The sequence below is a fragment of the Streptosporangium vulgare genome (assembly GCF_042428775.1).
Lineage (GTDB): Bacteria > Actinomycetota > Actinomycetes > Streptosporangiales > Streptosporangiaceae > Streptosporangium > Streptosporangium vulgare.
Genome location: NZ_JBHMBS010000028.1, coordinates 60,873 through 80,993, shown reverse-complemented (window position 1 = coordinate 80,993; position 20,121 = coordinate 60,873). Strand labels below are relative to the sequence as shown.

Sequence of the window (20,121 nt, the reverse complement as noted above, 5' to 3'; positions counted from 1 at the left end):
CGATACCCGCTCAGCCCGGCGCGATCCCGGTGCTCTCCCTCACGATGAGCTCGGGCTCCACCAGCCGCCGGGGCTGGCTCGGCCTGCCCGCCATCTGGTCGAGCAGCATGTGGAAGGCGTGGCTGCCGACCTCCTCGAAATCCTGCCGGACCGTCGTGAGCGGGGGCCAGAAGTAGGCGGACTCCGGCACGTCGTCGAAGCCCACCACGCTGACGTCCTCGGGAACGCGCCGCCCGGCCTCGCGCATCGCCCGCAGCACGCCCAGGGCCATCTGGTCGTTGCCCACGAAGATGGCGGTGACCTCGGGGTCCTGTGCCAGGCGGCGGCCGAGCTGGTAGCCGGAGCGCGAGCTCCAGTCACCGCGCAGCACCTCGGGCACCTGGTGCCCTCCGGCCTCCAGCACCTCGCGCCAGCCCTCGACCCGGCCGTTGGCGTCGATCCAGCTGGCCGGGCCAGCCACGTGCCACACCGTCTCGTGGCCGAGACTGAGCAGGTGCCTGGTCGCCCGCGCCGCTCCCGCCCGCTGGTCGACCATGACGACGGGGACGGAGAGGCCGGCCCCGGCGTCGACCGCGACCACGGGGATCTCCGACGACAGGTGGCGCAGGCCGTCGGCCGCCGACTCGTGCGGCGCGACGATGATGACGCCGTCCACCGACTGGGACCGCAGCTGGCGGAGGCTCTCCTCGATCGAGCGACGGTTGAGCGTGCTCAGGCTCGCGATGCTCACGGAGTAGTCGTTGAGCCTGGCGGCGCGCTCGATGCTGTAGAGGGTCGAGGCCGGGCCGTACAGGGTGGTGTCGATGCTGACCACGCCCAGCACCCCGGACCGTCCCGTGGCGAGCTGACGGGCGGCGGCGTTGGGCCGGTAGTCCAGCTCCTGCACCGCGGCCAGCACGCGCGCCCGGGTTTCGGTGTGCACCCTCTCGGGCGCGTTGAGCGCCCGTGAAACGGTCATCGCCGACACTCCGGCGAGCGCGGCGACGTCTTCCAGCACCGCGGGTCTGGAGCGCGACCGGCCGTCGTTCGATTTCGCCTTCAAAGCAGCTCACCCCCTATGTGACAACGCTACAGGAGTTATGAGCTCACTCCACGTCGGCGGGCACCGTTCATGCCCGGGTCAGGCCGCCAAAACGGCCTCGCCGACGGCGGGACGAGAGGTCCGGTACCGCCGTCCGCGAGACTTGACGACCGCGTCCACGTGGAACGATTCCGCGCCGGACGTGACGGCGAGCACCTGGCCGCCGGTCGGCGCATGCGCCCGCGGGCCGCCGACGGGTGCGTGCACGTGGCCTCTCCTGGCCACAGGAACCGCTTCCATCTGCGGAAACCGCCGCCGGAGCGCGGGCCCCCTTCGGAGCGCGGGACCTTCGGAACATGCGAGCTCTTCGGAGCGCGGGAACCGCCGGAGGCGGTCACCGGCCCCGTCGTCGTCCCGGCCGTCGGGCCGGCGGCACCGGGCGGCGGTCCACCGGTCGTTGACGGCGGTCCACCGGTCGTTACTCGAAGAGGGACGGGTCTCCGGTGCCCCGGCGGAGAATCTCGGGCTCGTCCTGCGAGAGATCGACGACCGTCGTCGGGACGGCGCCGCACTCGCCGGAGTCGATGACGGCGTCCACCACGTGGTCGAGCCTCTCCTTGATCTCCCAGCCCTGCGTCAGCGGCTCGCTCTCGTCGGGCAACAGCAGGGTGCTCGACACCAGCGGTTCGCCGAGTTCGGCGAGCAGCGCCTGCGTGACGACGTGATCGGGGATCCGCACGCCGACCGTCTTCTTCCGGGGGTGCAGCAACCGCCGCGGCACCTCCTTGGTCGCGGGCAGGATGAACGTGTAACCGCCGGGGGTCGCCGCCTTGATCGAGCGGAACAGCGCATTGCTCACATGCACAAACTGGCCGAACTGCGCGAAATCTCTACAGACCAGGGTGAAATGGTGGTCACTGCCGAGGTTGCGGATCTCCCTGATTCGGTCGATCCCCTCCTTGTTGCCCATCCGGCACCCCAGCGCGTAGCCCGAGTCCGTCGGATACGCGATCAGCCCGTCCGCGCGCAGCAGGTCGACCACCTGGCCGAGCAGCCGGGGCTGGGGACTGTTCGGATGCACATCAAGGTATTTCGCCATCCCCCGAGCTTAGAAGCGAATACCACCCCGCGTGACACGCGGACCTCAAGGTTCGACGTGCCCCCCCGGCCTCGGGGACGGCCGGCGGGTGCCGGACGAGACGGAGCCCCTGTGGAGGGGAGGGCGAGTTGGGCACCATCGCGACGACCGGGGCGGGCCGTCGTCGCCGCACCACGACGACCGGGACGAAGGCGGGCTCGGCGAGACCGCGACGACGCCCCGCCCCGCCGCGCGTACGGGGCGGGGCGGGGCGTCACCGTCGCGGCCGGGGTGAGACCTGCGTGCCGGTCTCACCCCGGGCTCACCCCGCGCTTACCTTGGGCTCACCCCGGGCTCACTCCTCGTCCTCGCCCTCGTCGTCCTCGAAGATCTCCTCGACGACCTCGGCGGCGATGAAGCCACCGGCCACACCGGCGGCGACACCGCCCCAGCCGGGCCCTCCGTGGTGACCACCATGGTGACCGCCGTGATGGTCCCCGTAGTGGCCGCCCTGGTGGGCGTAGGGGTCGTGGCCGCCGGGGTGGAAGCCGCCGGAGCCGTACTGGGAGAGAGCGGCGAGCCAGGTGTTGATCTCGGAGACCCAGTCGCGGTGCGGGGCCTGGTCGTGGCTGGTCTGCCAGCGGCCGAAGGCGTCGGTGCCGGAGCCGTGGCGGCCGCTGCGCTTGTCGGCCTCCGCGATGACGTCCAGGCCCGCGGGACCGGCGACGAAGGTGAGCTCCACCTCGTTGATCTGCCCGGAGTACTGGGCGGGCGGGTAGAACTCGATCTCCTGGTAGAACGGCAGCTGCTGGCTGACGCCGTAGAGATGGCCGTACTCCAGGTCGGCGCTCTTGAACTGGAAGCCGAGCCGCGCGAAGGCGTCCAGCACCGCCTGCTGGGAGGCCAGCGGCACGATCTCGACCGGGTCCATGTCGCCCTTGTCGACGGCCGCGGCGATCGCCAGCTCGGTGCGCACCCCCATCACCATGCCGTGCAGGCGCTGGCCCATCACCTCGGTGACCGGCGCCTCCCACGGGACGGGGAACTGGAACGGCACCACCTTGTCCTCGCCGCTGCGCAGCCGGAACGGCCCGCTGACCTGCGTGCGGAAGAACTCCACCAGACCGGTCTGCTCACCCTCGCCGTGCTCGGACTCCATCCTGGTGACCAGGCCGAGGGCGATGTACTCGATGTCGGCGTCGAAGTCGCCGCCCTTGACGCGCACCTCGCCCCGCAACAGCTCGCCGGGCCGCGCCCGCGGCGCGGCGAGCACGGTGTCCACCGAGGGAGCTCCGACCCCGAAAGCCCCCAGCATCCGTTTGAAGATCACGTTTTCCCCTTTTGCTCGTGCGTCGTGTGATGATCAAGAGGAAAACGATCACTACACGGCCGGGGTTCCCGATGCTCCATACCGGATCGGCAGGTAAAAAAGGCGTCTCACCTGGCGCGGAGCTCAAGCGCGTGGTTTTGCCGGTGTGGGGCGGACATGCCCGTTGTGGCCGTCGGTCCGGGAGGCGTCACCGGGGAACCGGCCGAAGAGGCGACCGGCGAACGGGCGCCCGGTCAGATCGCCAGCAGCAGATCGTAGGCGTTGAGCAGCCACAGTGCCGCCCACAGCATGACAGCGGGGGCGCGTCTTCGCCCGCGGCCTGATCCACCTCCGGCATGTCCGGCCATGATGTCCTCCCCGCAACCACACTCGACACCTGTCACTCTGCCCGCCGTGTCATGGTCACGGGCGCACATCGCCCGCGCTTCTTCCATCCTGGGAAAGCGGGCAGGCGACTGTTACCGTGTGCTGGTGAACCAGCGCGAGAACCTCCGGTGGGCCAGGCTCACCGCGGCCGTGCAACTCGCTCTCACGGCGGTCATGATCGCCTTCCTGCTCGCGATGATCGCCTTTGCGACCCTGCTGATGACCGCCGGGCCCGACTGACCCGGACCCGCGAACCGGCGACCGGCCCGGCGGCCACCGAGGCCGCCCGGCCGACGCGGGAGGCGCGGGAGGCGCGTCGCCGGGACCTGGGCGTTCACTTTTTGCGAGCGGTCACCAGGGTGAGGCCGAGGAACTCGCCGCCGTCCGCGACGAGCATGTCGATCACGGGCTGGTGCGAGGCACGATCCTCCGGGCGGTGGTCGGCGCAGGCTCCGGCCCAGAGCAGCCAGTTCTGCCAGCCGCCCTCCTGCAGCCGGGCGGAGGTGACCTCCACCAGCTCGGTGATCTCCCACTGGAAACGCCACCACTGTGGCGTGTGCCAGGCGATGGCCTCCCAGCCGACCACCTTCTTGATGTGCTCGGGGATCGCCCCGAGCTCGCGGACCTCTCGCGTCATCCCGGGGGTGGCCATCCCGAGCGTGCCCCCGGGGCGGAGGAATCGCACCAGGTAGGGGAGATAGCTGTCGGCCGTGCCGAAGTACTCGAAGGCGTCGACGCTCACGATGGCGTCGAAACTCTCCTTCTCGAACGGCAGGTCGTGGGCCTCCGCCCGCACCGCCTCCACCCGGTCACCGACACCGGCCTCGGCGAAGACCCCCGCCGCCTCGTCCGCGCCGATCCACCAGTCGGCCGCGACGACCCGGACACCGTACTCGCGGGCCAGGAACACCGACGTCGCGCCCTTGCCCGAGCCGAGGTCCAGCACCCGCATGCCGGGCCTCAGGTCGAGGTCGCGGGCGAGGTCCTCCAGCATCCACAACGGATGGGGGCCCATGTCGAGCCCGAGCAGCCAGGCCGGATCGTAGGTTGAGGACAGCGGGTAACGATCGGGGCGCAGGAGTGCGTCGAACGCGGTCACGGGACCCGACCCAACCCCATCCCGCCTCCCTCACGCAATCGGATTTCCGGCCGGTGGATCCCCGTCCGGGACGGGTGAGAGCGCCACCGCCATGACGAGGGCGGTGGCGAGCGGAGAGGGTCTTCTTCGCGTATTTCTCCGACCATCGGACTGCCGGCCGGAGCGTTCGTGCGGCACGCGGCTCACCCTGACCGTGCCGAGGCGGCGGCACCTGAGGAGCAAGACTGGAAATTTCGTGAAATGGCCCGGCCAGGCTGTCAACCGGGCAGGCGCAGGTGCTTCCAGCCGTTCTCGACCGACAGGCGGCACCTGTCGACCTCGTCCCCCGCGCTGACGAACAGCGCGGTCAGCAGGGGGACGCCGTGAGCGAGCGTTTCGCGCGGCAGGGGGCCGTTGGCGACCAGGGAGGCCAGCCCGTGGGCGATGGTCCAGCTCTGGATCGCCAGCTCCAGCGGGTCGGTACCGGCGCGGAAGCGGCCGGTCCCCTTCCCCCGTTCGACGGCCTGGACCAGATGCTCCAGGCTCGCGTCCGCGGCCTTGAGGTCTTCGAGGTCGAAGTTCGCGTCGAACATGACCCGGTACAGGTCGGGGTGCTCCAGGGCGTTCCAGAGGTAGGCGGCGACCATGGCGGCCAGGTCCCGCACCGGGTCCGCGGACATCGTCACCGTCGTGAACCTGGCCGCCAGACGGGTGAAGCCCTCCTGTCGCAGGGCCTTCCACACACCGTCCATGTTTCCGAAGTAGGTGTAGACGGCCATCGTCGAGACGCCGGTCCCGGCCACCAGCGAGCGCAGGGTGATGGGCTCGCGGGTGCGGAGCATGTGCGCGGCCCGCTCGATGAGCAGGGTGCGGACCGCCGGATCCTTCACCCTCGCCATGGCACCAGAATATATAGCATTGCATTGCTATAGCTTCGGACCCCCGGAGCTCCGATCCCACGGGCTCTCCCGCCGAGGAGCCGGCGCGACCATCACAGCGGCCCCGTCCAGGCTCCCGGTCCGGGTCGGGCCGGTCGGTCCGGGTCTGGGTCCGGGCTCCCGGCTCCCGGCTCGGGTCCGAGCTCGCGTCCGGTTCCGGGGCCGGGCCGGGTCCGTACGACGGTCCGCCGACCCGGCGCCTTCAGTCGGCCGAGGGCGGGAACGGCCCGGCCGAGGAGGACCACCGTCGTGGTCGCGGCCGCGACCGGGGTGGCGGGCCCGGACTCCCCGGCTCCACCGGGCGGGATGTCCCTGGAGGACCCGCCGGGCACGGCTCTCGTCCGCCTCGCTCCGGGGCCTCGCTTGACAGGGCTTCCGTACACTGTACGGTATGCCATACGGTTCGCAGCGTGCCACCGGACGGCGCCCAGCGTCGCCACGGTGACGGGCGAGGGACCGGTGGGACGCGTTCATCGACGAAGGAGCGGAATCGTGTCAGAGGTCCAGGAGTCCCCGTTCGGCAGTGGCGTCTTCACGCCGACGGCCGAGGACAGGGAGAGTGTCGAGGCGTGGTTCGCCGAGTACGACGCCCACAGCGCGAAGGTCGACGTCGAGCGCATGGCGGACATGGCGATGTTCCCGCTCAACGTGGTGACCGACGGTCCCGGCGGCGACGGGCTGGCCGACCGGTGGACGAGGGAGCGGTTCACCCGCACGATGGCCGAGGTGATGGGAGGCGGTGAGGCGGGTGACCTCACGATGGAGTCGGTCCGCACACCCCACTTCCTCACCGCGAACCTGGTCGTCGTGGTCACCGACGCGACGATGACGGTCAACGGCGAGACGTACGGCATGCGTTACGCGGACCTGCTGGTGAAGTCGGGCGGCCGATGGGTCTTCCAGACCATGGTGCAGGGCGGGTGGGCCGATGCCTGGAAGGAGACCACGCCGAGCACCTGACCGGTGAGGGGCGGGGGGCGGGCCGGCCGCCCCCCGCCGTCACGGCCCCGACCCGGCCGGACCGGACCGTCCCGCCGTCACGGCCCCGGCTCGGTCCGGTCCGGCCTCCCGTCGCGTCGTTCAGGGGTGCGGGATCGTGCCGGAGCACGACCTCGACGGGGACGACCGCCGGGGACGGCGAGGGCGGCGGCCTTCTTCGCGTGAATCCTTCCGGTCCTTCCGGCCTTTCCCCTCCTTCCGGCCTGATGCCCCCTGTCTTCGGGCGTGGACAGGGGATCGACGAGGACCTCAGTTCTTGATGCCGGTGAGGGTGACGCCCTCGATGAAGTAGCGCTGCAGGAAGAAGAAGAGCGCGATGATCGGGGCGATCACCGCGGCGGAGGCCGCCATGAGGTATCCCCACTGGGTGATGTACATGCTCTGGAAGGAGGCCAGCCCCAGGGAGAGGGTGTGGTTCTCCTCGTTCTGGAGGTAGAGCAGCGGGCCGAGGAAGTCGTTCCAGGTGCCGATGAAGGTGAAGATGGTGACCACGACGATCGCGGGCCTCGACAGCGGCATGACGATCGTCCAGAACACCCGCCAGGGCGAGGCCCCGTCGATGTAGGCGGCCTCGTCCAGCTCGAACGGGATGGTGAGGAAGAACTGCCTGAGCAGGAACACGTTGAACACCCCGCCACCCGCGCCGGCGAACCAGCTCGGCACGGTGAGGGGCAGGATCGTGTCGAGCGCGCCCAGCTCCTGCCACATCACGAAGGTGGGGATGAGGGTGACCGCGTAGGGCAGCATCACGCCGCTGAGCAGGACCGCGAAGACGACGTCGCGGCCGCGCCAGCGGAGCCTGGAGAAGCTGAAGGCGGCGATCGAGCAGGTGAGCACGGTGCCGATGACGCTGACCACGGCGATGACGACGGTGTTGAGGAGATAGCGGCCGAAGGGCTGGGCGGTGAGCGCGCCACCGAAGTTGCCCCACTCGAAGGGGTCGGGGATCCACTCGGGCGGCGCGACGAACATCTGGTCGTCCCGCATGAGGGCGCTACGGACCAGCCAGACGAACGGCAGCAGGGTCGGGACGGCACCGGCGAGCAGGGCCAGGTAGACCAGCGCCTTGCCGTACCTTCTGGGTGCGCGCGGCCCGGCGGCGGGCGTCACTCCCCTGACGCGGGACTTGTCCGGGGCGGTCAGCGTGGTCATCGGGCACCGGCCATCTCGTAGTAGACCCATCGGCGGGCGTTACGGAACAGCAGGAAGGTGACCACCATGATGATCATGAACAGCACCCAGGCCAGGGCGCTGGCGTAGCCCATCTCGCTCTCGGTGAACGCCTTGCGGAACAGGTAGTAGACGAAGAAGAGGGTGGAGTGGTTGGGGCCGCCCTCGGTCATCACGTAGGCCTGGTTGAAGACCTGGAAGGTGCCGACGACGCCGACCACGAGGTTGTAGAAGATGGTCGGCGTCATCATCGGCAGCGTCACGTGCCAGAAGCGGCGCAGCGGCCCGCCGCCGTCGATGGACACCGCCTCGTACAGGTGCCGGGGCACGCCCTGGAGCCCGGCGAGGAAGATCACCATGGTGTTACCGAACCCCCAGGTGCTCATGATGATCAGTGAGGGGATGGCGGTGGCCTCGTCGTAGATCCACTGGGAGCCGGGCAGGCCGGCCTGGCGGAGCAGCGAGTTGAGCAGCCCGAAGTCCGGATTGAAGATCCAGATCCAGAGGACCACGTTCGCGATCGCGGGGACGAGCGTCGGCAGGTAGAAGATCGTCCGCCACAGCGACAGGCCGCGCACCCGCTGGTTGAGCAGCATGGCCACGGCGAAGCTGACGATCAGGACGAGCGGGACGGCGCCGAGGGTGTAGTAGGTGGTGGCGCTCAGCGACTTCCAGAACAGCTCGTCGTCGAGCATCGAGGTGTAGTTGTCCGCTCCGACGAAGGAGGGGGTGCCGCCGATCCGCCAGTCCGTGAGGCTGAGGAAGAGCGACGCGATCATGGGACCGACGGTGAACACGGCGAAACCGAGGACCGCCGGGATCGCCATCAGCAGTCCCCAGCGCCGTTCGAGCCCGCGCTGGCCGGAGAGCCGGGACCTGCGGCCGAAGAGCCAGGACTCGCGGCCGAAGAGCCCGGTCCTGCGTCCGGAGGGCCGGGAGCCGCGGCCGGAGGGCCGGGGCCTGCCCAGCCGGAGCCCGCGCCGGCCGGGGAGCCGGGCCATCACAGGGCCTGGGTGTGGTGCCAGCCCTGGAGCATGCCGGTGATCTTCGGGGCGACCTCCCTGAGCACCTCGCCCGCCGGGCGCCTGCCGGACTCGATCTCCTGCAGGGCGGGGGTGAGCACGTCGCTGGAGATCGCCGACAGGTTCTTGACCCGGTTGCGGATGTCGGGCACGCCGTGCTCGCGCGTGTAGTCGACGACCGCGGTCCTGAACTCCGGCGGGTGCGCCTCGTTCTTCGTCCAGGCGTCGATGGCCGCCTGGTCCTCGTAGTACTTCTTCTCCTGGGGCATCCACAGTCCCCGCTCGAACAGGTCGACGTAGCGCGGGTCGTTGTGGAAGGCGAACAGCTCCACCGCCTCCTGCTCGTGCCTGGTGCCCGCGAAGACGGCGGAGGCGCCCGCGACCTGGGTCGTGGTGAACGGCTCCCCGTACCTGGGGAGCACTCCGATGCCGTAGTCGGTCTCGCTCTCGTTCATGTCGAGCAGGCTCCAGTGGCCGTCGACGACCATCGCGACGCGCTTGGTCTTCAGCAGGATGTTGGTGCCGGGCACGTCGTCGCCGGTCGCGGCGAGCTGGCCGGGGCCGGGCGCGACGCGGTGCTTGTAGATGAGGTCCTGCAGGTTCTGGAACACCTCGATGGCCTCGGGGCTGTCGAGCGTGCACCTGGTGCCCGCCTCGTCGGCGAAGTCGGCGCCGTTGCTGCGCAGGAAGGGATACCAGGCGGCGCTGTAGGTGATGCTGCTGGAGACGCCGAACTGCTTGATCCGCCTGGCGTCGAAGCCGGCCTCGTCGGGGTGCCTGCCGTCCTGGTCGAGGGTGAGCCGGTAGGCGTTGCGCACCATCTCGTCCCACGACCAGGCGTCGGCCGCCCGCACCGGCGGGGTGACCCCTGCCTCAGCGACGGCCGACTTCCCGAACCACAACAGCTCGACCTCGTTCGCCGTGGCCAGCCCGTGCAGCCTGTCCTGGCCGTACCAGAGGTAGGCGTCGGGCAGGTAGCCGGCCAGCTGCGGATACTTCTTCAGGTACGGGAAGAGGTTGACCAGCTTGCCCTGCTCGGCGAGGCGGAAGGACATCGACATCGGCACGTATCCGGCGTCGGGCACCCGGCCGCCGGCGATCAGGGTGTTGAGCTTCACGTCGTACTCGTCCGGGGTGTAGAGCGGGTTCACCCTCACCCCGGTGTGCTGCTTCTCGTAGGCCTTGAGCATCTTGTCGACGGCCTGCTTCTCGAAGGTCGAGCCCCAGTACATGAACCGCAGCTGGACCTTTCCCGCCGAACTTCCTCCGTCACCGCCGCCACAGGCCCCGGCCGCGGCCGCGAGGGCGGCCAGGCCGCCCGCCCTGAACAGGTCTCGTCTTCTCATGGTCGTCGTTCCTTCACGCGAGGGGGAGCCAGACCCGCATCGCGCCGCCGTCGCGGTTGTCCCACTGGAAGTAGGGGACGGCCGTGGCGGTCACGTGCGTGCCGGTCGCGAGGGGGGCGACGGGGGTGGTGAGGTACGGCAGGCCGTCGCCGGGCTGGGTGATCGCGAGGGCGTCGGTCTCGATGAGGACGGTCCTGCCGACGCCGGGCAGGTCGTCCTTGTCGAGCACGCGCAGCTCGGCCTCCGGGCTCAGCGCGAGCTCCTCGACGTCGACGTCCTGGTCGGCCTGCTCGAAGCAGTAGACGAGCGGCCCCCGCTGGAGGGCGACGCTCCCCCGTACCGCGTCGATCCGCCGGTGCGGGTGGACCAGGCGCGGCGTCAGGTCCAGGCCGAGTTCGACCGTGTCGCCGGGACGCCAGGCGCGCTCCAGGGCGACGTACCCGCTGCCGTCCGGGGTGGCGGGCAGCCCGTCCACGGTGGTGACGGCGCTCCACGCGGGAACGCGGAGGCGAAGCGCCCACTCCCGCTCCGGCGCCCGCTCGACGGTGAAGGTGACCCTGCCGTCCCACGGGAAGTCGGTGGCGACCGACAGCTCGAACTCGCCGGAGCGGATGACCCCCGGCGCGTACTGGTGCACGACGAGCGCCCGGTCGCCGGTCGTGGCGACGTAGTGTCCCAGCGAGGAGATCGTGCGCATGATGTTGGGCGGGCAGCAGGCGCAGGCGAACCAGTCGCGCCGCCGCCCGAGGTAGGCGTCCTCGGCCAGGTCGCTCCTGCGCTGGAGCGGGTTGACGTAGAAGAACCGGACGCCGTCCGCCGAGGTGGAGGCGGCCAGCGCGTTGTGGAGGACGCGCTCGATCAGGTCGGCGTAGCGTCCCTCGCCGGTGGCCAGCAGCAGCCGCCAGTTCCAGTGGACGCAGGCGATCGCCGCGCAGCTCTCGTTGTAGGCGCGGTCCGGCGGCAGCTCGTAGCGCTCGCCGAACGCCTCGCCGTCGTGGCGGGAGCCCACGCCGCCGGTGAGATAGGTCTTGGTGGCGACCATGTCCTCCCAGCGCCGCACCGAGCACTCCAGCAGCGACTCGTCGCCCGTCTCCAGGTAGACGTCGACGATCCCGGCCTCCAGGTAGAGCTGGCGCACCGCGTGCCCCACCGGGGTGTCGGCCTCCCTGACGGGCAGGTGGTCCTGGGCGTAGAGGGGGCCCATGCCGCTGTCCTTGATCAGTCCCTTTCCCCGGTTGTCGATCAGCTTCCCGGCCAGCTCCAGGTAGGAGCCCTCCCCCGTCAGCCGGTAGAGCTCCACCAGCGCGGACTCGACCTCGGCGTGCCCGTCGATGCCGTCGTCGCCGCCCCGCAGGAACACCTCGACCAGGTGGTCGGCGAACCTCCGGGCGACGGCGACCAGCTCCTCGCCCACCCCGACGCGGGCCGCGGCCACCGCCGCCTGGAACAGGTGGCCCGCGCAGTACATCTCGTGGCTGTATTCGAGCTCGGCGTAGATCCTGTCCGGCCTGACCACCTGGTAGTGGGAGTTGAGGTAGCCGTCGGCGCGCTGTGCCGCGGCGAGCACCCGCGCCGCCTCGTCGACGAACTCCTCGTACTCGGCGGCGGGCGCCCTGCCGTACTCCCAGGCCACCGCCTCCAGCTGCTTGTAGAGGTCGGAGTCCTGGAAGCGGTAGCCCTGGAACTCCCCGCCCTCCGTGCCGGCGGCGCGCCTGAGGTTGGGCAGGCTGCCCGCCCGCTCCATCTGGACCAGCCCGAGCGGGATGCTCGCCGCGCGGTTGACCTCCTGCCGGCGCCCCAGAGGACCACCGGTGATCACCACCTCGCCGACCCCCAGCGGGCGCTGCACCGCCCGGGACCCCGAAGTCGGTACGGCGGGGCCGCGGACCTGTTCGTGGAAGGCACCCATCGAGCTCCTCACGCCGAGCGGAAACGAAAACTCTCGGAAAACAGAGAATAGGTTTTCTCAAACCGAAGGTAGGGTGTGATGCGGCACCGGTCAAGAGTTTGTATTTCCCCTGTTAGCAAGCGGATATCGCGCGGGGTACGGCCTCGTCCAAGGAGGAAAACAGTTGCCCGATCCTGCCGCGAGCCCGGAAAGGTGGCCACGGCCGGGTCCGGAAAGGTGGCCACGGCCGGGTCCGGGAAGGAGACCACGGCCGGGCTCGAGAAGGCGGTGACGGCCGGCTCCGGGAAGGCGGTCGCGATCAGGGAGGTCACGGCCGCCGCCGGGACGTCGATCGGGGCCGCGTCCGAAGCGCTCAACGACCGCGACAGAAGGCTCGGCGCGACGAGGGTCCGGGGGACGGCCGCAGCCGAGCCGTTCGATTTCCGCCCCACCCCCCTCGCCCAGCGCCCGCCGCCGTCGCTCAGTCGCTCCGCGCGCTTCCGGCCGAGGTCTTCGCTGTCGTGACGGGCCGGTAGCGGACGTTCACGACCAGCGTGGGGTCGCCGTCGCCGACTCGGTGGAGGCGGATCGGGACGCCGCCGGGATTGTCGTACAGCCGGACGCCGTCGCCGAGCAGGACCGGCGCGATGTGCAGGTCGATCTCGTCGATCAGCCCCAGTTCGAGGAGCCGGCGGCCGATGGTCGGCGAGAAGACCTCAAGGTTCTTGCCACCGGCCGCCGCGAGCCCGATCCGCACCGCCTCGGCCGGGTCGCAGCTCAGGAACGTGACGCCGTCGGCGGGCTTCGCGTCCTCGGGGTGGTGGGTGAGGACGAAGAGCGGCCCTTTCCAGGCACCGCCGTACACGCCGCCCGGGTCCGGGAACAGGTCCCAGCCGTCCCGGCCTCCCAGCACGGCGCCGGTGGTCGTGACGTACTCGTCGATCAGGCCCGGACGGGACGAGATCCCCGTCATCCAGTCCATCCCGTGGCCCGGCCCCGCCACGAATCCGTCCAGCGACATCGTGAAGTGCCAGAGCACCTTTCCGTCGGCGGTCTGCGGCTCGGTGTCACCCATTCGTCGCCTCCTGCTATCTGATTGCATTTTGCAATCGGTTGCCTCACGCTAGGCCATGCCGATGGTAAATTGCAACCAGATTGAGGGCGTCAGAAGTATCCGGAAGCGGGGTACGAGGTGGTGGAGGCGGCGCGTTCGGGGTGTCCGATCAATGCCGCGGTCGAGGCGTTCGGCGACAGCTGGAGCCTGCTCGTGCTGCGGGACATCATGTTCGGGAATCGGCGCTACTTCAGGGAGCTGCTCACCGGCTCGGAGGAGGGGATCGCCTCCAACATCCTGGCCGACCGGTTGAAGCGGCTGGTCAACGCCGGTCTGCTGACCCGCGAGAACGCGGGGCCCGGACGGCGGGCCGCCTACAGCCTGACCGAGGCGTCGATCCGGCTGGTGCCCGTCTTCGCCCATCTCGGTGAGTGGGGCCTGCGCCACCGGCCGGCCACGAAGCGGCTGCGGGTGCGGGCGGAGCTGCTCGCGGCCGGCGGGCCGGAGCTGTGGGAGGAGTTCATGGCCGAGCTGCGGACCGTGCACCTCGGCGAACCGGCGCCGGAACGGGACGGCCCGGGCGTGCTGGAACGCCTCGCCCAGGCCTACACCGCGGCGCTCTGAGGCCCCGTTTCCCGGTCACCCGCGGACGAACGGGGACGGTTCACCGGGACACCCTGCCGGACGAGCGGGGACGCCCGGCGCACCGGGACGCCCGGCCGGAGGAGGGGGTGCCGTGCCGGCCTCCCCTTCACGTGGATCGTGGGGGCGCGCCGTCTCGGCGCGCCCCTCACGGGGTGGGGTCAGGTTCCGTAGGCCTTGACTTCGAGGAGGCCGACGGAGCTGGTTGCGGTGGCGGTGAGCAGGACGCGTAGGCGGGTGGTGGGCAGGGCGGGGAAGGTGACGGTGTTGTACTGGTTCTTGGCCAGGGGGTAGGAGCTCGCTCCGGGGACGTCGGTGTAGGTGGTGCCGTTCCAGTACTGGAGTTTCCAGGAGGCGGGCATGTCGATGCCGTCTTCGTCGTCGAAGAAGTAGACGTCGGCGCGGTTGAGGGTTTTGGTCGAGGTCCAGGTGAGGTCGGCCCATTGCTGGCCGGTTTGTGGCCAGGTGCCCCAGCGGGGGTTGGTGGTGTCGTTGGAGGAGGGTGGGTCGATGCCGTCGTTGATCGCCGTGACGCTCTCCCAGCCGGAGGTGTACGACGCCGACGCGGTCGCGTTCCGCGCCTGGTTGACGGGCGCGGTGCCGCCGACGGTGATCTGGAAGGTCCTGGTCACCGGGGCGCTGAGACTGTCGTAGTCACGCAACTGGACGGTGGCCGAGTAGGTGCCCGGGGCCGCCGTGCTCGTCCCGCTGATCGTCCCGGTGAACCTGTCGAGGCTGAGCCCGGCGGGCAGCGCGCCGCCGGTCACCCGCCAGTCGTAGAACGGGACGCCGCCCTTGGCGGCCAGTGTCTGCTGGTAGGGCTGACCCGCGGTGACCTGGGGCAGGGCGGTGGTGACGATGGCGGGCTTGAGGAACGGCGTGAGATTGCGGTTCACCTTCCAGCCGGCGTTCTCCGCGACCAGCAGGGCGAGCTTGGTGAGCATCCAGCGGCGCGTCGGGAACAGGTGCGTCCAGCCGCCGCTCTGCCCGCTGAGCCGGTCCCAGCTGGCCTGCGTGCCCGGGATGTGGTAGCTGCTGTCCAGCGGGACCGGGTGCCCCATGTAGTCGATGACGTCCTGGTCGCCGGCCCCGGAGGTGTTGACGTAGTCCCGCATCCCCGCCCAGTCGCTGTGGAAGGCGACGGCGTGACCGTACTCGTGCATGACCAGGCCGTGCACGTCGAGCACCGGCCCCTGGATCTCGGTCTTGTACCAGTCCTCGTCGGCCAGGGAGGTGAAGAGCTGCTTGCCCGCCTCGTCGTACTCGAAGATCATCGCGGTGGAGCGGTGGATCGGGCCGGGCAGCTGCTGGCCGTTCCTGGCGTGGTACTTGCCGTTGGCGGCCGGGTAGCCGGTGGAGTAGGGGGTCTGGATGCCCCGGAAGTACACCCACATGCCGTTGTAGGCCGCGTTGTTGGTGACGGAGACGGTGTTCTGCCAGTCGTTGCCCGGCAGGTGGTTGTTCTCGGCCCCCGCGGCCACCGTGTCGAAGGGCTGCAGGTCGAAGAACCTGAACCAGTCCTTCACCGCCTCCTCCGCCGCGGTCCTGAAGGGCTGGCTGGAGAAGTAGCCGGTGATCGTGTCGTAGCGGTAGTCGAAGTTGATCGGGATCGTGGGTTCCAGCACGGTCTTCTGGTCCTGCTGGACCCGGATGGGCATGGTCTGCTGGTAGGTCGTGTTGTTCGCGGCCCTGGTGGTGAGCCTCAGCGTGTGCTGCTCGTCGGTGCCCGGACCCCGTTTGGAGTGGATCGCCAGCTTGAAGGTCTTCCGCTCGGAGGCGTTGGCGAACGTCAGGCTCTTGGTCGCGCCGGTGGCGGTGAGCTGGCTGGGCAGGTCCATCATCAGCCTGGAGGTGCCCTCGGCCTTGAGGTCGATCGTGACCGGGAACGGCACGTCCTGCGGGGGACGTACGGTGAGCTCGACGTAGGGGTTGGCGAGGTATCCCTCCCAGTCCACCAGCTTGACGCCGTAGCCGTTGACGGTCCTGCCGAACATGTCGACGACCTCGGCGGTGGGAGCGGCATGCGCGGCCGGCACGCCGACCAGCATGGAGGAGAGCAGGACTGACGAGAGGAGTGTTCGTCTCATGGCGGGCTCCGGTTCCTGATACCTGCGAGGGGCGTCGCGCGCTCCCCCGTGCCACCTGAAGGAAACATAAGGAATAGGTTTTCCTCATGGAAGGTAGATCTAATATGAGCGGAGAGTCAATAGTCGGAGGCCGACCAAGAAAGCGCTTGCCCGAGGCTCTGCCCGCCGTACCACTGAAAGGAAAAGGCTTGTCCGAACAGGTGGCTGCCGTCACGATCCGCGAGGTGGCCGCGGCCGCGGGCGTGTCGATCGGCACGGCTTCCAAGGCGCTCAACGGGCGCGGCAAGCTGCGTGAGGAGACACGGGCCCGGGTGGCGGCCGTGGCGGAGGAGCTCGGCTTCCGGCCCAACGCGATGGCGCGGGGGCTGCTCTCAGGGCGCACCTACACGGTGGGCCTGGTGTCGTGCGACAGCTTCGGCAGGTTCAGCATCCCTGTCATGCTCGGCGTGGAGGACGCGCTGGGCGCGGGCCAGATCTCCGTCTTCATGTGCGACACGCGCGACGACCCGATCCGCGAACAGCACTACGTCGAGCGGCTGCTCGCCCGCCGCGTCGAGGGGATCATCGTCACCGGCCGCCGCACCGAACCCCGCCCGAGCATCGGCACCGACCTGCCGGTGCCCGTCGTGTACGCCATGACCCGGTCGACCAGCGACTCCGACTTCTCCGTCATCCCCGACGACCTCGGCGGGGGCGCGCTGGTCGCCCGGCATCTCCTGGCCACGGGACGCTCGCGCATCGGTCACGTGACGGGTCCGCGGCGGTTCGAGGCGGCCAGGCGGAGGGCGGAGGGCATGTCGAGCGCGCTGGCGCAGGCCGGGCTGCGGTCCGCGGGTGAGCCGCTGTTCGGCGAGTGGAGCGAGGAGTGGGGGCGTCAGGGCGCCGACATCCTGCTGAGGGCGCACCCCGAGGTCGACGCGATCTTCTGTGGCAGCGACCAGATCGCCCGCGGGGTCTGCGAGACCCTCAGGGACCGCGGGCGGCGCGTCCCCGACGACGTGGCGCTGGTGGGGTTCGACAACTGGGAGCCGATGGCGACGGGCTGCAGGCCGCCGCTGACCACGGTCGACATGAGCCTGGGCGAGATCGGGCGGGTCGCCGCCGAGCACCTGCTCGGCGCCATCGGCGGCGCTCCCCGGCCGAGCGGCGTGCTGACCGTACCGTGTGGCCTCGTGCTGCGCGAATCCTCCCGCGCCAACCCCACGTGACCGGTTGACGGGAACGGTCCCGCCTTCACGAACGGGGGCGGGCCAGGTGACAGGGACTGCTCAGGTGAGGATCGGCGTGGTCTGGGCGGAGGCGATCCTCCAGGCGCCGTCCTCCTTGACCATCACGTAGGTGAGCCGCCCCGAGGTGGCGGGCAGCGCGCCCACCGGAGCGCCGCCGGTCTCCCGCCGCCGGTCGTGGACGTGTTTGACGCTCGCCACGATCGCCACGTCCTCGCGCAGGAAGCGGACGTCCTCGACCTCGACCGTGGTGGTCACGTCGGCCAGCGGCGACGCCAGGGCCTGGCGCATCGCCTCGGCCAGCACGTCGCGTCCCGCCACCCGTCGGCCGCCGAAATTGACGACGGCCACCTCGGCGGTGTGCAGGGGGACGAACCTGTCCACGTCGCTCTGGAACTCCACGGCGTCCGCGACCACCCGGCGGATGGCGGCCTCCTCGGACGGATCAGCGCTCATGTCGGTTCTCCCCGTTCAGGCGTTCGGTGGTGCGGGGGCCGATCGCCCCCGAGGAGAACCCTGCATCCTCAACCTGACCTGAGGTCAAGCGCGATCCATCACCCCTAAGCAACCCATGTTGACTAATACCGGATTAGTCAATTAATGTTGCTTACATGCCCGCGAGTGACATTCCCGCTTCCCAGGACCCCGCCGACGCGCTGGCGGCCGTGGTGGCGCTGCGGCGCCTCGCCGACCAACTGGAGGACGCCGCCGTCGAGCGGGCGATGCGCGCGGGCTGGAGCTGGCCGCAGGTCGCCGAGGCGCTCGGCGTGACCCGCCAGGCGGTCCACCGGAAGCACGCCAAGCGGCTCATCGCCGCGGGCGTCACGCTGAGGAGACGTTCACCATGAAGCCGTTCGACAGATATCTCCACACGGTCCTCACGGAGGGGGCGATGGAGGCGCAGCGGCACGGATCGGCCACGGTCGAGGCGCACCACCTCCTGCTGGCCGTCGCGGCCCAGACGGGCACCGCCCCGCAGCGGCTCCTGGCCTCCGCGGGCCTCGACCACCAGACGGTCCGGGCCGCCCTCGACCGGGAATTCGAGCACAGCCTGAGCACGGTCGGGGTCTCCCCCGCCTCCTTCGGCCTCCCGGCCCCGAGCACCACGCTCAGGCGCCCGCCCACCATGGGGGCGACGGGCAGGCTCGCCCTCGAGCGGAGCTTCGCCTCGGTCACCCGCAAGAAGGATCTGCGACCGGTGCACGTGCTGCTCGGGATCCTGCGAGCCGAGGTCGGCACGGTGCCACGCGCGCTGGCCCTGGCCGGTGTCGACCGCGCCGACCTGCTGACCCGCCTCCACACCGCCATCGAGAACGGCGACCTCGGGTAGCGGCCGCACCGGCACCTTCCACTGCCTCCGGCCGCCTTTCACGCCTCTGTCCGCGGCCCTCCTTCGCCGTGCCCGGCCCCTTCCGATCTCCAGTCCTTCCAGCCCCATGCCAAGGAGGCAGAATGTCGATGTTCCATGCCCGCGCCGGCCTGCTCGCCGTCGCCCTGACGGTGGCGGGAGCCACCATGACGACTCCCCCCTCCGCGGCCGCCCGCGACCGCGGCCACGCCGGGAACCGCGACCACGCCGGGATCCGGCGCGCGCTCGGCCGGGTCGTGGCCGGTGGCGGCTGCCCCGGCGTCGTCGCCGAGTTCAGGGACACCCGCTCGGCACCGTGGTTCGGCACGGCGGGGGTGGCCGACATGACGACCGGCCGCGAGCGCCGGCCGGGTGAGCACTTCCGCATCGGAAGCCTCACCAAGGCGTTCACCGGCACGGTCGTCCTGCAACTGGTGGCCGAGGGAAGGCTGACGCTGGACGACACGGTGGCGAAGTGGCTGCCCGGCGTGGTGGAGGAGCACCTCGGCGCGGACGGCACCGGGATCACCGTCAGACAGCTGCTCAACCACACCAGCGGGCTCCCCGACGCCGTCCTCGGCCAGGAGCCCGCGCCCCCGGAGGAGCCGGGGACGCGCTTCGTCTACTCCAAGGTCAACTACAGCCTCGCGGGGATGATCGTCGAGCTCGTGACGGGCGCGACCCTGGCGGAGGAGGTCGAGCACCGTCTCGCCCGCCCGCTCCACCTCACCGGAACGTACCTCCCCGGCGCCGAGGAGACGACGGTTCGCGCCCCGCACGCCCGTCACTACTCCAAGCTGGGCGAGAGCGGCCCCGGCGCGGAGATCCACGACGTGACCGAGATGAACGTGAGCTGGGCCGGCGCCGCCGGCGGCATGGTCTCGACGACCTCGGACCTGCACCGGTTCCTGAACGCCCTGCTGGGCGGTCGTCTCCTACCGCCCGCCCAGCAGGAGGAGATGTTCACCACCGTCTCGACCGAGGGCTCGGGCTGGGTCCCGGACACCGGGTACGGCCTCGGTGTCTACTCCCAGAGGCTCCCGTGCGGGGTCACGCTCTGGGGCGGCGGCGGCTTCATCCAGGGCTCGATGTCGTACGCGATGGGCGACCGCCAGGGCACCCGTGTGCTGGTGGGCAACCTGAACGGCGACTGGAACGACTTCCAGGAGACCTTCACCACGCTCTTCGAGACGCCCTTCCGCCCAGCCACCTCGTCACCGGACGCCTCATCACCGGACGGTGCGAGCGGGTGACCGAGGGGCGAACGGGGAACCCGGCACCCCACTGATCGCGAGATGTCCGGTTTGTCGAAATTAGCGAGATCCAGTTAGGCTCACTTCCCCTTAGGGAAGGCTAACCTACTTCAGGCGAGCTCTCCGTCCCCGCCCGTCCAGAGCCGCCCGAAAGAGTGTTGCATGTCCCCCGCGCGATCCCTCTCCCGCCGTACGGGCCCGCGTGGCTCCGCCGGTCGTCGCGTGCGCGCCGCCCCTCACCCCGGGCACCCGGACCATCCCCGGACGGTGGTGAC

Annotated in this window: 20 protein-coding genes; 7 read left to right on the top strand and 13 right to left on the bottom strand. The window is 70.4% G+C overall.

Annotation, left to right across the window (positions count from 1 at the left end):
- Positions 1–10: 10 nt before the first annotated feature.
- The 3 genes from ACFFRH_RS36400 to ACFFRH_RS36390 all read right to left on the bottom strand — a co-directional run bounded on the left by ACFFRH_RS36400 (position 11) and on the right by ACFFRH_RS36390 (position 3,429).
- Positions 11–1,042, bottom strand: coding sequence for a LacI family DNA-binding transcriptional regulator (locus ACFFRH_RS36400; RefSeq protein ID WP_386162029.1), 1,032 nt, complete (start codon positions 1,040–1,042; stop codon positions 11–13).
- 457 nt (positions 1,043–1,499) lie between these two features.
- Positions 1,500–2,120 (bottom strand): L-threonylcarbamoyladenylate synthase, encoded by a 621-nt coding sequence (locus ACFFRH_RS36395; RefSeq protein ID WP_344749836.1) that lies wholly within the window; start codon positions 2,118–2,120, stop codon positions 1,500–1,502.
- A 334-nt stretch (positions 2,121–2,454) separates the two neighbouring features.
- Positions 2,455–3,429 carry a sporulation protein gene (locus tag ACFFRH_RS36390; protein ID WP_386162028.1) on the bottom strand — a complete coding sequence of 325 codons (975 nt, stop codon included), beginning with the start codon at positions 3,427–3,429 and terminating at the stop codon, positions 2,455–2,457.
- Between the two features lie 471 nt (positions 3,430–3,900).
- Between ACFFRH_RS36390 and ACFFRH_RS36385 the strand changes: the two genes are divergently transcribed.
- The gene (locus tag ACFFRH_RS36385; protein ID WP_344749834.1) at positions 3,901–4,035 is read left to right on the top strand and encodes a hypothetical protein; all 135 of its coding nucleotides are present in this window, start codon (positions 3,901–3,903) and stop codon (positions 4,033–4,035) included.
- Between the two features lie 94 nt (positions 4,036–4,129).
- On the opposite strand, the gene ACFFRH_RS36380 is transcribed toward ACFFRH_RS36385, so the two are convergent.
- A complete protein-coding gene (locus ACFFRH_RS36380; protein ID WP_344749833.1) occupies positions 4,130–4,894 on the bottom strand; it encodes an SAM-dependent methyltransferase in 765 nt (254 codons plus the stop codon).
- Between the two features lie 257 nt (positions 4,895–5,151).
- A complete protein-coding gene (locus ACFFRH_RS36375) occupies positions 5,152–5,772 on the bottom strand; it encodes a TetR/AcrR family transcriptional regulator (protein ID WP_344749832.1) in 621 nt (206 codons plus the stop codon).
- A gap of 531 nt (positions 5,773–6,303) precedes the next feature.
- Between ACFFRH_RS36375 and ACFFRH_RS36370 the strand changes: the two genes are divergently transcribed.
- Complete coding sequence (locus tag ACFFRH_RS36370; RefSeq protein ID WP_344749831.1) at positions 6,304–6,771, top strand: nuclear transport factor 2 family protein; 468 nt, start codon at positions 6,304–6,306, stop codon at positions 6,769–6,771.
- A gap of 288 nt (positions 6,772–7,059) precedes the next feature.
- Here ACFFRH_RS36370 and ACFFRH_RS36365 read toward each other — a convergent pair whose 3' ends face one another.
- The 6 genes from ACFFRH_RS36365 to ACFFRH_RS36340 form a co-directional block, all read right to left on the bottom strand.
- Positions 7,060–7,962, bottom strand: a complete 903-nt coding sequence (locus tag ACFFRH_RS36365; RefSeq protein ID WP_344749830.1) for a carbohydrate ABC transporter permease — start codon at positions 7,960–7,962, stop codon at positions 7,060–7,062.
- The gene (locus tag ACFFRH_RS36360) at positions 7,959–8,981 is read right to left on the bottom strand and encodes a carbohydrate ABC transporter permease (RefSeq protein WP_386162025.1); all 1,023 of its coding nucleotides are present in this window, start codon (positions 8,979–8,981) and stop codon (positions 7,959–7,961) included. Before ACFFRH_RS36360 ends, ACFFRH_RS36365 begins: the two co-directional genes overlap by 4 nt.
- Positions 8,981–10,348 carry an ABC transporter substrate-binding protein gene (locus ACFFRH_RS36355; RefSeq protein WP_344749828.1) on the bottom strand — a complete coding sequence of 456 codons (1,368 nt, stop codon included), beginning with the start codon at positions 10,346–10,348 and terminating at the stop codon, positions 8,981–8,983. Before ACFFRH_RS36355 ends, ACFFRH_RS36360 begins: the two co-directional genes overlap by 1 nt.
- A 13-nt stretch (positions 10,349–10,361) precedes the next feature.
- Positions 10,362–12,257: a glycoside hydrolase family 127 protein gene (locus tag ACFFRH_RS36350; RefSeq protein ID WP_344749827.1), complete on the bottom strand. Its 1,896-nt coding sequence runs from the start codon at positions 12,255–12,257 to the stop codon at positions 10,362–10,364.
- Positions 12,258–12,265: 8 nt separating this feature from the next.
- Positions 12,266–12,568, bottom strand: coding sequence for a DUF3432 domain-containing protein (locus ACFFRH_RS36345; RefSeq protein WP_344749826.1), 303 nt, complete (start codon positions 12,566–12,568; stop codon positions 12,266–12,268).
- Positions 12,569–12,717: 149 nt separating this feature from the next.
- Positions 12,718–13,311 (bottom strand): dihydrofolate reductase family protein, encoded by a 594-nt coding sequence (locus ACFFRH_RS36340; protein ID WP_344749825.1) that lies wholly within the window; start codon positions 13,309–13,311, stop codon positions 12,718–12,720.
- Between the two features lie 120 nt (positions 13,312–13,431).
- Between ACFFRH_RS36340 and ACFFRH_RS36335 the strand changes: the two genes are divergently transcribed.
- Positions 13,432–13,914: a winged helix-turn-helix transcriptional regulator gene (locus tag ACFFRH_RS36335; protein WP_344749824.1), complete on the top strand. Its 483-nt coding sequence runs from the start codon at positions 13,432–13,434 to the stop codon at positions 13,912–13,914.
- A 179-nt stretch (positions 13,915–14,093) separates the two neighbouring features.
- Here ACFFRH_RS36335 and ACFFRH_RS36330 read toward each other — a convergent pair whose 3' ends face one another.
- Positions 14,094–16,019, bottom strand: coding sequence for an Ig domain-containing protein (locus tag ACFFRH_RS36330; RefSeq protein ID WP_344749823.1), 1,926 nt, complete (start codon positions 16,017–16,019; stop codon positions 14,094–14,096).
- A gap of 188 nt (positions 16,020–16,207) precedes the next feature.
- Between ACFFRH_RS36330 and ACFFRH_RS36325 the strand changes: the two genes are divergently transcribed.
- A complete protein-coding gene (locus ACFFRH_RS36325; RefSeq protein WP_344749822.1) occupies positions 16,208–17,227 on the top strand; it encodes a LacI family DNA-binding transcriptional regulator in 1,020 nt (339 codons plus the stop codon).
- Between the two features lie 60 nt (positions 17,228–17,287).
- On the opposite strand, the gene ACFFRH_RS36320 is transcribed toward ACFFRH_RS36325, so the two are convergent.
- A complete protein-coding gene (locus tag ACFFRH_RS36320; RefSeq protein WP_344749821.1) occupies positions 17,288–17,701 on the bottom strand; it encodes an SgcJ/EcaC family oxidoreductase in 414 nt (137 codons plus the stop codon).
- Positions 17,702–17,856: 155 nt separating this feature from the next.
- On the opposite strand from ACFFRH_RS36320, the gene ACFFRH_RS36315 reads away from it, so the two are divergent.
- The 3 genes from ACFFRH_RS36315 (at position 17,857) to ACFFRH_RS36305 (ending at position 19,846) form a co-directional block, all read left to right on the top strand.
- Positions 17,857–18,093, top strand: a complete 237-nt coding sequence (locus tag ACFFRH_RS36315) for a hypothetical protein (RefSeq protein WP_344749820.1) — start codon at positions 17,857–17,859, stop codon at positions 18,091–18,093.
- Positions 18,090–18,575, top strand: a complete 486-nt coding sequence (locus ACFFRH_RS36310; protein WP_344749819.1) for a Clp protease N-terminal domain-containing protein — start codon at positions 18,090–18,092, stop codon at positions 18,573–18,575. Before ACFFRH_RS36315 ends, ACFFRH_RS36310 begins: the two co-directional genes overlap by 4 nt.
- A gap of 122 nt (positions 18,576–18,697) precedes the next feature.
- Positions 18,698–19,846: a serine hydrolase domain-containing protein gene (locus tag ACFFRH_RS36305; RefSeq protein ID WP_344749818.1), complete on the top strand. Its 1,149-nt coding sequence runs from the start codon at positions 18,698–18,700 to the stop codon at positions 19,844–19,846.
- Positions 19,847–20,121: the final 275 nt, after the last annotated feature.

Coding starts and splice junctions, on each gene's coding strand:
- ACFFRH_RS36395 (WP_344749836.1), bottom strand. CDS start 2,120: ATGGCGAAATACCTTGATGTGCATCCGAACAGTCCCCAGCCCCGGCTG.
- ACFFRH_RS36375 (WP_344749832.1), bottom strand. CDS start 5,772: ATGGCGAGGGTGAAGGATCCGGCGGTCCGCACCCTGCTCATCGAGCGG.
- ACFFRH_RS36365 (WP_344749830.1), bottom strand. CDS start 7,962: ATGACCACGCTGACCGCCCCGGACAAGTCCCGCGTCAGGGGAGTGACG.
- ACFFRH_RS36360 (WP_386162025.1), bottom strand. CDS start 8,981: ATGGCCCGGCTCCCCGGCCGGCGCGGGCTCCGGCTGGGCAGGCCCCGG.
- ACFFRH_RS36355 (WP_344749828.1), bottom strand. CDS start 10,348: ATGAGAAGACGAGACCTGTTCAGGGCGGGCGGCCTGGCCGCCCTCGCG.
- ACFFRH_RS36350 (WP_344749827.1), bottom strand. CDS start 12,257: ATGGGTGCCTTCCACGAACAGGTCCGCGGCCCCGCCGTACCGACTTCG.
- ACFFRH_RS36340 (WP_344749825.1), bottom strand. CDS start 13,311: ATGGGTGACACCGAGCCGCAGACCGCCGACGGAAAGGTGCTCTGGCAC.
- ACFFRH_RS36330 (WP_344749823.1), bottom strand. CDS start 16,019: ATGAGACGAACACTCCTCTCGTCAGTCCTGCTCTCCTCCATGCTGGTC.
- ACFFRH_RS36320 (WP_344749821.1), bottom strand. CDS start 17,701: ATGAGCGCTGATCCGTCCGAGGAGGCCGCCATCCGCCGGGTGGTCGCG.
- ACFFRH_RS36315 (WP_344749820.1), top strand. CDS start 17,857: ATGCCCGCGAGTGACATTCCCGCTTCCCAGGACCCCGCCGACGCGCTG.
- ACFFRH_RS36310 (WP_344749819.1), top strand. CDS start 18,090: ATGAAGCCGTTCGACAGATATCTCCACACGGTCCTCACGGAGGGGGCG.
- ACFFRH_RS36305 (WP_344749818.1), top strand. CDS start 18,698: ATGTCGATGTTCCATGCCCGCGCCGGCCTGCTCGCCGTCGCCCTGACG.